Source organism: Pseudomonas sp. SK3(2021), assembly GCF_016772375.1.
Lineage (GTDB): Bacteria > Pseudomonadota > Gammaproteobacteria > Pseudomonadales > Pseudomonadaceae > Aquipseudomonas > Aquipseudomonas chlororaphis_I.
The window spans coordinates 5,210,683-5,221,726 of sequence record NZ_CP061943.1; the positions used below are offsets into that span (position 1 = coordinate 5,210,683).

Annotated in this window: 10 protein-coding genes; 4 read left to right on the forward strand and 6 right to left on the reverse strand. The window is 60.6% G+C overall.

From position 1 onward, the window contains the following. On the reverse strand, positions 1 to 426 hold the full coding sequence (locus IF690_RS22905; protein WP_202701684.1) for an HIT family protein: 426 nt from the start codon (positions 424 to 426) through the stop codon (positions 1 to 3). A gap of 923 nt (positions 427 to 1,349) precedes the next feature. Here IF690_RS22905 and IF690_RS22910 point away from each other — a divergent pair. After that, positions 1,350 to 2,696, forward strand: coding sequence for an OprD family porin (locus IF690_RS22910; protein WP_202697494.1), 1,347 nt, complete (start codon positions 1,350 to 1,352; stop codon positions 2,694 to 2,696). Positions 2,697 to 2,887: 191 nt separating this feature from the next. Here IF690_RS22910 and IF690_RS22915 read toward each other — a convergent pair whose 3' ends face one another. Both IF690_RS22915 and IF690_RS22920 read right to left on the reverse strand, forming a co-directional pair. Beyond that, positions 2,888 to 3,727, reverse strand: coding sequence for a mechanosensitive ion channel family protein (locus IF690_RS22915; protein WP_202697495.1), 840 nt, complete (start codon positions 3,725 to 3,727; stop codon positions 2,888 to 2,890). Positions 3,728 to 3,864: 137 nt separating this feature from the next. Continuing rightward, a complete protein-coding gene (locus tag IF690_RS22920; RefSeq protein WP_007931144.1) occupies positions 3,865 to 4,350 on the reverse strand; it encodes a YajQ family cyclic di-GMP-binding protein in 486 nt (161 codons plus the stop codon). A gap of 145 nt (positions 4,351 to 4,495) precedes the next feature. On the opposite strand from IF690_RS22920, the gene IF690_RS22925 reads away from it, so the two are divergent. From IF690_RS22925 to IF690_RS22935, 3 genes are read left to right on the forward strand one after another with little or no spacing between them, the layout of a single operon-like run. After that, the gene (locus IF690_RS22925) at positions 4,496 to 5,413 is read left to right on the forward strand and encodes a putative 2-dehydropantoate 2-reductase (protein ID WP_202697496.1); all 918 of its coding nucleotides are present in this window, start codon (positions 4,496 to 4,498) and stop codon (positions 5,411 to 5,413) included. Positions 5,414 to 5,458: 45 nt separating this feature from the next. Further along, positions 5,459 to 7,495 carry a sensor histidine kinase gene (locus tag IF690_RS22930; protein WP_202697497.1) on the forward strand — a complete coding sequence of 679 codons (2,037 nt, stop codon included), beginning with the start codon at positions 5,459 to 5,461 and terminating at the stop codon, positions 7,493 to 7,495. 2 nt (positions 7,496 to 7,497) lie between these two features. Beyond that, the gene (locus tag IF690_RS22935) at positions 7,498 to 8,076 is read left to right on the forward strand and encodes a cob(I)yrinic acid a,c-diamide adenosyltransferase (RefSeq protein WP_202697498.1); all 579 of its coding nucleotides are present in this window, start codon (positions 7,498 to 7,500) and stop codon (positions 8,074 to 8,076) included. Positions 8,077 to 8,155: 79 nt separating this feature from the next. Here IF690_RS22935 and IF690_RS22940 read toward each other — a convergent pair whose 3' ends face one another. The 3 genes from IF690_RS22940 to argJ form a co-directional block, all read right to left on the reverse strand. Continuing rightward, positions 8,156 to 9,094: a Nudix family hydrolase gene (locus tag IF690_RS22940; RefSeq protein ID WP_202697499.1), complete on the reverse strand. Its 939-nt coding sequence runs from the start codon at positions 9,092 to 9,094 to the stop codon at positions 8,156 to 8,158. After that, positions 9,091 to 9,723 (reverse strand): glutathione S-transferase, encoded by a 633-nt coding sequence (locus tag IF690_RS22945; protein ID WP_202697500.1) that lies wholly within the window; start codon positions 9,721 to 9,723, stop codon positions 9,091 to 9,093. Before IF690_RS22945 ends, IF690_RS22940 begins: the two co-directional genes overlap by 4 nt. 103 nt (positions 9,724 to 9,826) lie before the next feature. After that, a complete protein-coding gene (gene argJ / locus IF690_RS22950; protein ID WP_202697501.1) occupies positions 9,827 to 11,044 on the reverse strand; it encodes a bifunctional glutamate N-acetyltransferase/amino-acid acetyltransferase ArgJ in 1,218 nt (405 codons plus the stop codon).

An 11,044-nucleotide genomic window follows, 5' to 3' on the forward strand; every position in this document is an offset into this window, starting at 1 on the left:
TCAGCCCTCCAGAAACTTGAAATCATCGGTCAGGACCAGTCGTAACCGCTCACGAATCGCGTCCACCTGTTCGGCGTCGTAGGGCTTGGCAGGCAGCTTGCCCCATACCGGAGCAGGCCAGGCCGCGTCGTCGCGCTTGCGAACGATAACGTGCATGTGCAACTGGCTGACGACATTACCCAGAGTCGCCACATTCAACTTGTCCGCATCGAACGAGTCTTTAAGCAACTCCGCCAGGGCCGTGGTTTCTCGCCATAGTTGCTGCTGGTCCGCGTCATCCAATTGAAACAACTCGCTGATATCTTCCCGGCGCGGTACCAGGATGAACCATGGGTAATTGGAATCGTTGGACAGCAGCAGCCGGCAAAGGGGGAAATCCCCAATGGGCAATGTGTCTTGTTGAAGTCGTGGATCTAAAGCGAACACCGCGCGCACTCCCGCTCAGCTCATCAAGTTTCAGCTTAGCGAACGCCATGACCGGCTGCCCGCCAAGCGACAGAACGGCAGCATACCCGCGAAAGCTCTTCCGTTCATCGCTCTGCTGCGCAGATCCCGCCTTGACATTCATCCTCAATGCCACGCGTCGGAGCGCCCCGGCCTGGAACATTTTCCAGCGGGCTGCACCACGACAGAACAAAGCTCATAAAAAATAAGGAAAAAACCGCAAAAGAGCCCCTTCCCTGCGCATTCTTCCAGTGCCCGATGCCGGATGATAAGTGAGCTGCATCAAGAAACTTTTGCACCAAAAACTCACAGTGCGTCTACGCTCAGTGCGTTGACCATCCGCTATCTACTCACTCAGCAGGGTGAACCGGTAACGTTTTGGAATGTCATGCGTTTTTTTCAGGGAGCAACACCAGGAGGACAGGGAGCGTCAAGCCCAAACAAAACGACCTTAAAACCACTGTTTTATGCGGTTTTTACAGCCTGAAGGGCTATCGCCGAAAAAAACTCGGTGCCTTTGCGTTTTGTGCACGCTTGTTGCATTCACACCCACATTGTCCCAGGAGAAGCCATCGGAAAAAGGCTTCTCCTGAGACTAATAACAATAGTGGCAAGGCTGCCCCATGGAGATTTGACTGCTTGACCAAAGTTCCTTTTGTTCCAGGTTCAAGCCTTCGAAAACAGCGCTGAAGTTGTCAGTCCGGATACGTGCGGACTGCGGATTTGCGACATTGATCGAGCATTTTGCGACAGGGTCGTAAAGAAGCTGAAAGGACTGATACGTAAGTATCGCCAACATTGTCGGCGTGATATAAGTTTGCGCCGACACAAAAAGAAAGAGCCGCCCAGATAATAAAACAGGTGGGACGGCAGTACTCTTCTAAAAACCAAAGGAGCAAATCACGATGCGCGTGATGAAGTGGAGCATGATCGCACTGGCAGTTGCAGCAGCCGCCAGTACTCAAGTGGCTACGGCCGCACCTTTCGTAAGTGACCAGTCTGAAGCCAAGGGCTTTGTTGAAGACGCAAAATTCGACGTACTGTTGCGTAACTATTACTTCAACCGTGACAACAAAGACCACAGCAACGATCAAAAAGACTGGACCCAGGGCATCTGGGGCAACTTCAGCTCCGGTTACACCCAAGGTACCGTAGGCGTCGGTGTCGATGCGTTCGGTTATCTGGCGATCAAACTGGACGGCGGCGACGGCACTGGCGGTACCGGCAACATGAGCCGCGACTCCGATGGCGACGTCAACGATAGCCAGGGCAAAGCAGGCGCGGCCGTCAAATTCCGCGTATCCAAAACCGAGTTGAAAGCCGGCGATATGCAGCCAAGCACCTCCCCGGTGTTCGCGGTCGGCGGTTCCCGTATCCTTCCTCAAACTGCCAGCGGTTTCCAACTGCAGAGCAGTGAGATCAAAAACCTTGATCTGGAAGCCGGTCACTTCTATTCGGCCACCAGCCAGGACCGAAATGCCCGTGATGGTGGCCTGTACGCCAACTACGCTGGCGTGGAAGCCAACACCATCGACTATTTCGGCGGTAAATACGGCATCACCGACAACCTGAGCGCATCGCTGTACGGCTCCAAGCTGGAAGATATCTGGAACCAGTACTACGCCAACCTGAACTACACCATCCCGATGGGTGGCGATCAGTCGCTGAACCTGGACGGTAACATTTACCGCACCACTGACTCCGGCAGCGCCAAGGCTGGTGACATCAGCAACACCACGTTCTCCCTGGCAGCCGCTTACTCGTTCCTGAAAGCGCATACCATCACCGTCGCCTTCCAGAAGGTCAACGGCGATACCCCGTTCGACTACATCGGCGTGGGCAAGAACAACCGCGGCGGCGACTCGATCTTCCTCGCCAACTCCATCCAGTACTCTGACTTCAACGGCCCGAACGAGAAGTCCGCACAGATCCGTTACGATCTGAAGATGGCTGAGTACGGCATTCCTGGTCTGAGCTTCATGACCCGCTATGTCAAAGGCTGGGATATCGATGGCACCGGCCTGGCTGCCAACAGCATGTACCGTAATAAAGACACCGGTGCTCCACTGTACGGTGCCGATGGCAAACACAACGAGACCAACTTCGAAGCCAAGTACGTTGTTCAGTCTGGCCCGGCAAAAGATCTCTCCTTCCGCGTTCGTCAAGCTTGGCACTTCGCTAACAGCGACCAAGGTGAAGGCGACATCAAAGAGTTCCGCCTGATCGTCGACTACCCATTGTCGATCCTGTAATAGCGGTTACTTAGCAAGCAATAAAAAAGGCCCATCATTCGATGGGCCTTTTTGTTGGGGTTGGCGACTCGCTGAAGCTCCGGTTATCGACAGTTTATTGTTACAACCATGTTTCAAACATTCTCCAGCGAGTACCGCGTTAAAAGCCTGACCACTCGATCAGACTTTTAACCCACATCCCCGCTACTAACTCAAACAGCCGCTTCCTGAACCACGCGAATCACTCGCTGTGGAAACGGAATATCGATACCCGCTTCCTTCAATCGATCACGGGACAACTCGTTGAAGCGGAACATCACGTCCCAGTAGTCAGCAGTCTTCACCCAGACACGCAGCGAAAGGGTGATGGCGCTGTCCCCCAGCATGGAAACCACCGCCACCGGTTCCGGATCGGCCAGCACACGCTCGTCCTTGGCCAGGTCCAGCAGGACCTCACGGGCCTTTTGCAGGTCGGCCTCGTAGTCCACGCCGACATCGAAGATCACCTTGCGGGTCAATTGGCGGTTGTGGTTGGTGATGATGCCGTTGGACAGGTTGCCGTTGGGCACGATGACGGTCTTGTTGTCACCGGTACGCAGCACCGTATGGAAGATCTGGATGCTGTCGACCGTACCGCTGATGCCCTGGGCTTCGATCACGTCACCGATGCGGAAAGGGCGGAACAGCAGGATCAGCACGCCACCGGCGAAGTTGGCCAGGCTGCCTTGCAAGGCCAGGCCGATGGCCAGGCCCGCTGCGCCGATCGCGGCAACGAACGAAGTGGTTTCGACACCGATCATCGAGGCCACGCTGACAATCAGCAGCACCTTGAGAATGACGTTCGCCAGGCTGCTGATAAAACCCTGCAGGGCCTGGTCGGCATTACGCAACGCCAGCAGCTTGCCGACTTTTTGCGTCAAGCTGTTGATCAGCCACCAGCCGATGGCCAGCGTGATGACGGCCAGCAGTACCCGACTGCCGTACTCCATGATCATCGGAATCCAGGCTTGGGAAGCCTTGACCAGGTTGTCCACTTCAGCATTCAAATCCATCTATCTCTCCTGATTCCCGGCGATCGGGCACACAAAAAAACAAGGGCAGAACGAGCAGCTCTATAAAGGCTCAATCGTTTCTGCCCATTACTCGGGCCTCGGACGCCAATAAACTGGCGAGATTCCCGAAAAACCGATCAGTCGCGGAAGTTGTTGAACTGCAGCGGCATGCCGAACTCTTTCGCGCGCAGGGCGGCGATGGCTTCCTGCAGATCGTCGCGTTTCTTGCCGGTCACCCGTACCTGCTCGCCCTGGATGGCAGCCTGGACCTTCAGCTTGGCGTCCTTGATGTGGGCAACGATCTTTTTCGCCAACTCTTTGTCGATCCCCTCCTTGAGGGTGGCTTCCTGCTTCATCACCTTGCCCGAAGCGTAAGCGTCCTTGACCTCAAGGCACTGCACATCGATCTTGCGCTTGACCAGGGCCAGCTTGAGGATCTCGATCATCGCTTCCAGCTGGAATTCGGCTTCAGCGGTCAGGTTGACGGTCAGTTCCTTTTCCTTGAACTCGAAGCTGCCCTTGCCCTTCAAGTCATAGCGACGGTCCAGCTCCTTGACGGCGTTTTCCACGGCGTTGGTGACTTCGTGTTTGTCCAGTTCGGATACCACGTCAAACGACGGCATGTAATTTCTCCAATAAAAAAGGGGCGCCGCTCGATAAAGATGGAGCACGCCCGGTTTGCGGTTAAAATCCGGGCTCATTATAACGGGTCTTTCCCCTCCTTCACTGCGAGCCTCGCATGCGCCTGCCAAACCGAGCACCACGCTGATGTCGACTACCTGGCACATTCTGGGCGCGGGTAGCCTCGGCACCCTGTGGGCGACGCGCCTGGCCCGGGCCGGCTTGCCGGTACGCCTGATCCTGCGCGACCAGGCTCGCCTGCAGGCCTACCAGGCCGTGGGCGGCCTGACGCTGGTGGAACAAGGGCAGGCCAGTTTCCATGCCATTCCCGGTGAAACCGTCGACAGCCCGGAACCCATTGTCCGCCTGCTGGTGGCCTGCAAGGCCTATGACGCGCAACAGGCCGTCGGCCAGCTGGTCTCGCGCCTGACGCCCGACGCTGAACTGGTCCTGCTGCAGAACGGCCTGGGCAGCCAGGACGCCGTGGCCGCCCAGGTACCACAAGCCCGCTGCATTTGTGCCTCGAGCACCGAAGGCGCCTTTCGCGATGGCGACTGGCGCGTGGTGTTCGCCGGGCATGGCTACACCTGGCTGGGAGACGCCAACCACCCCACCGCGCCCTTCTGGCTCGACGACCTGAGCGCCAGCGGCATCCCCCACGAATGGAGCGCGGATATCCTGACCCGCCTCTGGCGCAAGCTGGCGCTCAACTGCGCGATCAATCCCCTGACGGTCCTGCATGACTGCCGCAACGGCGGCCTGCTGCAGCATCATTGCGAAGTGGCGATGCTGTGCGTCGAGCTGAGCGAACTGCTGGAACGTTGTGGCCAGCCCGCCGCGGCCGAGAACCTGCAGCAGGAAGTGGAGCGGGTGATCCAGGCGACCGCCGCCAACTACTCCTCCATGTACCAGGACGTCGCCAGCCGGCGCAGAACCGAAATCAGCTATTTACTGGGGCATGCCTGCGACGTTGCCGCCAGGCACCTGCTGCACCTGCCCAACCTCAGCCGCGTGCACCGGCTATTGGTGGAACACCTGCAACAGCGCGGATTGCCCAGCGACTGAGCAGCGGCTACGCTGCCCACGTGTTCCTCTCTAGCGACGTCCCCGATGCCATTGCGCCAGCGCCTTGAAAACCTGCCGGTCGGCCAAAAACTGCTGGCCGCCCTGCTCGTCCTGCTGATTACCGTACTGCTGGTCGCCAACCTGACCTTTATCAGCGCCGCCTACTGGATCTCCCAGGAAAGCATGGCACCGCAAGCCTTGCAGACCATTGGCCGGCTGGTGTCCAACCCGACCCTCGCCGCGCAGGCGCTGGACTCGCCACAAAACGCCGAGAAGCTGCTCAACGAACTCAACAGCTACTCGCCCCTGCGCGCCGCAGCGATCTATGACAGCAAGGGCGCACGCCTGGCCCAGCTGCAACATGGCGAACGCCTGAACCTGCCGGAGCGCTATCGGCATATCGAAGCCTGGCAACTGACCGAGTTTCGCAGCAACCAGGTCATTGCCCTGCCCCGCGCCGGTCAGCCCCCCGGCCATCTGTTGCTGGTGGCCAGCAGTGAACTGCCGATGGCCTTCTACACCGGCACCCTGACCGCCAGCCTGGGCATCCTGATCTTCAGTGTGCTGTTGTGGTTGATTATCGCCCGGCAGATCAAACGACTGATCACCCAACCCATTCATCAATTGGAAGAATTGTCCCGGCAAGTGACCCGCGAAGAGAACTATTCCCTGCGCGCCGCCCGCGGCAACCATGATGAAATCGGCAGCCTGGCAGAGGCCTTCAACACCATGTTGTCGCGCATCGAGGCGCGAGAACAGCAACTCAAGCGCGCCCGCGACGACTCCCAGGCGGCCTATGACCAGGCCCAGGGCCTGGCCGAAGAAACCCGCCACACCAACCGCAAGCTGGAACTGGAAGTCCAGGTGCGCAGCAAGATCGAAAAGAAACTCACCGGCTTTCAGAACTACCTCAACAGCATCATCGACTCGATGCCCTCGGCCCTTATCGCCCTGGACGAGCAGCTCTATGTCACCCAATGGAACCAGGAGGCCAGCGCCCTCTCCGGCACGCGCCTGGACGAAGCGCTGAATCAGCCGATCTTCCTCGCCTTCGAGCCGCTCAAGCCGTTCCTGCCGCAACTCAAGGAAACCGTGGAGCAGCATACGGTCACCAAGGTCGAGCGGGTCACCTGGGTCAAGGACGACGAAGCCCGGCACTACGCCCTCACGTTCTATCCGCTGATGGGCGGTGCCGGGCGCGGCGTGGTGATCCGGATCGACGACATCACCCAGCGCCTGTCCCTGGAAGAAATGATGGTGCAGTCGGAAAAAATGCTCTCCGTGGGTGGCCTGGCCGCTGGTATGGCCCACGAAATCAACAACCCGCTGGGAGCGATCCTGCACAACGTGCAGAACATCCGCCGGCGCCTGTCCCCCGAGCTGCCGAAGAACCTGGAGCATGCCGAGCAGTTGGGCATCGAACTGGAAACCGTCAATCGTTACCTGCAGAGCCGCGAAGTGCCGCAACTGCTTGACGGCATCCAGCAGGCCGGCGCCCGGGCGGCAAAGATCGTGACCCACATGCTCAGCTTCAGCCGGCGCAGCAACCGCCAGATGGCGCCTTGCGACCTGCCGGCACTGATCGACCAGGCCGTGGAGATTGCCGGCAACGACTTCGACCTGGCCATAGGCTTCGACTTCAAGGGCCAGGCCATCATTCGCCAGTTCGATCCGCAACTGGGACCGGTGCCCGGTACCGCCAACGAACTGGAACAGGTCCTGCTCAATCTGCTGAAAAACGCCGCCCAGGCCATTCACCAGCGAGTAGACGACAGCGAACCGGGGCGCATTATCCTGCGCACCCGGCTGAACCCGCCCTGGGCGGAAATCCAGGTCGAGGACAACGGCATCGGCATGAGCGAAAACGTGCGCAAGCGGACCTTCGAGCCGTTCTTCACCACCAAGGAAATCGGCCAGGGCACTGGCCTTGGGCTGTCGGTTTCGTACTTCATCATCACCAACAATCACAAAGGCCAGATGGAAGTGCAGTCGACGCAGGGCCAGGGCACGTGCTTCACCTTGCGTTTGCCACTGGCGGGCAGTCAGCCACCACCACTGGAACATCCCCCACTGGAGAGGTAAGCATGGGCTTTCGCTTGTCGAAGATTTACACCCGCACCGGCGACAAAGGCGAAACCGGGCTGGGTGACGGGCGCCGGGTTCCCAAGGACCATCCGCGGGTCGAGGCCATCGGCGAAGTCGATACACTGAACAGCCAGCTGGGCCTGCTCCTGGCCGGGCTGGTTGAACAGCGCACCGAGCATCCGGGCTTGCAGGAATTGATCGATGTCCTGGCGCCTTGCCAGCATCGCCTCTTCGACCTGGGTGGCGAGTTGGCCATGCCGGTGTATCAGGCACTGAATGCCACGGAAGTCGAACGCCTGGAAGCGGCCATCGATACCTGGAACGAAGAGTTGGGGCCGCTGGAAAATTTCATTTTGCCGGGTGGTTCGGCCTTGATCGCCCAGGCCCATGTCTGTCGCAGCCTGGCGCGCAGTGCCGAGCGACGCTGCCAGCACCTGAATGCCGTGGAACCGCTGGAGGGGGTCGGCCTGGCCTACATCAATCGCCTGTCCGACTTGCTGTTCGTGGCGGCGCGCCTGATTGCCAAGCGCCAAGGGATTGCCGAGATTCTCTGGCAAGCGGCGGCGAAAGCCGAATAGCGGGTGCCTTTCCCCCCTCTGATCGCCAGCAAGCCCGCTCCTGCAGCTTATGCAGGAGCGAACTGGCCGCTGACTGGCCTCAAGGCCAGAACGCGCGAATCCCCGCCACCCCTTGCGCCCCGGCCTGCCAGGCCTGTTCGCGCTGGTCCGGACCGACGCCGCCCAGCAGGTACACCGGCTTGTTGAAACCGCTGATCAATCGGGCGGCCTGCTCCCAGCCCAGCGGCTGCGCATCAGGGTGGGTCTGGGTCGGCTGGACCGGCGACAGCGTCACGAAGTCCACATCCATCTGCTGCGCCAAGGACAGCTCTTGCGCGTCATGACAGGACGCCGCCAGCCAGCGCTCCTTGCCAAAGGGACGCCCGGCACTGGCGTATTTGCGCAGCTGCGCCGAGGTGATATGCCAGCCCGCCGAGGGGAAATCCCCCAACCATTCGAACGGTCCCTTGAGCATCAATTGCGCCTTGCCCGCGCACAGGCCCACCGCATCCACCGCCAAGTCACGGTATTGCGGGTCGTAGCCATTGGGCGCACGTAGCTGGATCAACCTGCTGCCACCGGCAATGGCCTTCTGCATGCCCCGCAACAGCGCCGGTGTTTCCAGGCCTTCCGGGGTGATCAGGTACTCGCTCGGCAAGCGCGCTGCCGCCACGATCGGCTGGTTGGCCGCCGGGAACTCGTAGTTCTCCAGATCGCGGGCCGTGACCCAGGCCAAAGGCTGCCCCTCGGCACCATGGGGCTCGCCGGTAAACGCGCAAACCTCCCAGACATCCAGCAACACCTGCTTGTCCGGGTAGTCATGCTGCACCTTGATCAATGGCCGCGCCTGGGACACCAGAATGCCCAACTCCTCCTGCAGTTCACGGGTCAGCGCCGCTTCCACTGCCTCGTCCGCTTCGACCTTGCCACCGGGAAATTCCCAGAGGCCGCCCTGATGCTGGGTATCGGCACGCCGGGCAATCAGGATCCTGCCGTCGGCATCACGGATAACGGCCGCCGCCACATGTACTCGTTTCACCGCGCTGCTTCCTCTAAACCGGCTTTCTGCCAGGCCTTGAAGGCTGGCCATTGATAGATCGTTTCAACATAGGCTGCATCGACAGCCGGCAGCGCCACCCGATAGGTACGCAGGCGCACGGCGATCGGCGCAAAAAAGGCGTCCGCCAGGCTGACCCGGCCAAACAGGAAAGGTCCTGGCTCGGTTGCGGCCGCGCGACACTCGGCCCACAAGGCCAGCATCCGCTCGATGTCGGCCTGGGCTTCGGGCGGCATGGGCGACAGCGCGGCATCGCGGCTCAGGTCGAACGGCAGGTTGCCGCGCAGGCCGAAGAAACCGCTGTGCATCTGCGCGCAGGCGGAGCGGGCCTGGGCCCGGGCGGCCACATCCCGCGGCCAGAGCTCGGCTTCGGGGAAACGCTCGACCAGGTATTCGGCGATCGCCAGGGAGTCGGCGATGGTGCCGTGCTCGGTCTTCAGCAACGGGACTTTGCCGGTCGGCGAATACTTGAGAATCCGCTCTCGGGTATCGGGCTGGTTCAGCTTGATCAGTTCTTCGGTGTAAGTCGCGCCGGCCAGCTCAAGCGCCAGGGCAGCGCGCAGCGACCAGGAGGAATAGAGTTTGTCGCCGATGATCAGGTGAAGATTCATGTCGGGCACCTTTCAGAGGAGATGGAGGCCGGGGCCTCCATCGCGAGCAGGCTCGCTCCTACACGTGATGCGTCGCGTCCATGTAGAAGCGAGTAGCGGTGTATCAGGTACGGTATTCCGCGTTGATTTTCACGTACTCGTGGGACAGGTCGGTGGTCCAGATGGTTTCGCTGCAATCACCGCGCCCCAGCTCGATGCGGATGGTGATTTCCTCCTGCTGCATCACCGCCGCGCCCTGGGCTTCGGTGTAGCTGGCGGCACGCGCGCCACGGCTGGCGATACAGACTTCGCCGAGGAAAACGTCGATCTTGCTCACATCCAGGTCCGGCACGCCGGCACGACCGACAGCGGCCAGGATACGCCCCCAGTTCGGGTCGGAAGCGAACAACGCGGTCTTGATCAGTGGCGAGTGGGCCACGGTGTAGCCGACATCCAGGCACTCCTGGTGATTGCCGCCGCCGTTGACTTCGACTGTCACGAATTTGGTCGCGCCTTCGCCGTCACGCACGATGGCCTGGGCCACTTCCATGCACACTTCGAATACCGCCTGCTTCAACGCGGCGAACAGCGGACCACTGGCTTCGGTGATTTCCGGCAGGGCTGCCTGGCCGGTGGCAATCAGCATGCAGCAGTCGTTGGTGGAGGTATCGCCGTCGATGGTGATGCGGTTGAACGACTTGTTGGCGCCGTCCAGCAGCAGGTTCTGCAGCACTTCACGGGACACTTTGGCATCAGTGGCGATGTAGCCGAGCATGGTCGCCATGTTCGGACGAATCATGCCCGCGCCCTTGCTGATACCGGTGACGGTGATGGTCACGCCATCGTGCTGGAACTGGCGGCTGGCCCCTTTGGGCAGGGTGTCGGTGGTCATGATACCGGTAGCGGCGGCGGCCCAGTTGTCCACGGACAGGTCATCCAGTGCGGCCTGCAATGCGCCTTCGATCTTCTCGACCGGCAGCGGCTCGCCGATGACCCCGGTGGAATACGGCAGTACGGCGCTGGCATCGACGCCCGCCAGCTCGGCCAGCTTGGCGCAGGTGCGAGTGGCGGCGGCCAGGCCTGGCTCACCGGTACCGGCGTTGGCGTTGCCGGTGTTGGTCAGCAGGTAACGCACAGGGCCTTGCACGCGCTGCTTGGCCAGGATCACCGGGGCGGCGCAGAACGCGTTCAAGGTGAACACGCCGGCCACCGTAGAGCCCTCGGCGCAGCGCATGACCACAACATCCTTGCGCCCCGGGCGCTTGATGCCCGCCGAAGCGATACCGAGTTCAAAACCGGCAACCGGGTGCAACGTTGGCAAAGGACCAAGACCAACAGCCAT

Excerpts from the sequence above, each read along its gene's own strand:
- IF690_RS22910 (WP_202697494.1), top strand. The coding sequence starts at position 1,350 with ATGCGCGTGATGAAGTGGAGCATGATCGCACTGGCAGTTGCAGCAGCC.
- IF690_RS22915 (WP_202697495.1), bottom strand. The coding sequence starts at position 3,727 with ATGGATTTGAATGCTGAAGTGGACAACCTGGTCAAGGCTTCCCAAGCC.
- IF690_RS22920 (WP_007931144.1), bottom strand. The coding sequence starts at position 4,350 with ATGCCGTCGTTTGACGTGGTATCCGAACTGGACAAACACGAAGTCACC.
- IF690_RS22925 (WP_202697496.1), top strand. The coding sequence starts at position 4,496 with ATGTCGACTACCTGGCACATTCTGGGCGCGGGTAGCCTCGGCACCCTG.
- IF690_RS22930 (WP_202697497.1), top strand. The coding sequence starts at position 5,459 with ATGCCATTGCGCCAGCGCCTTGAAAACCTGCCGGTCGGCCAAAAACTG.
- IF690_RS22935 (WP_202697498.1), top strand. The coding sequence starts at position 7,498 with ATGGGCTTTCGCTTGTCGAAGATTTACACCCGCACCGGCGACAAAGGC.
- IF690_RS22945 (WP_202697500.1), bottom strand. The coding sequence starts at position 9,723 with ATGAATCTTCACCTGATCATCGGCGACAAACTCTATTCCTCCTGGTCG.
- argJ (WP_202697501.1), bottom strand. The coding sequence starts at position 11,044 with ATGGCTGTTGGTCTTGGTCCTTTGCCAACGTTGCACCCGGTTGCCGGT.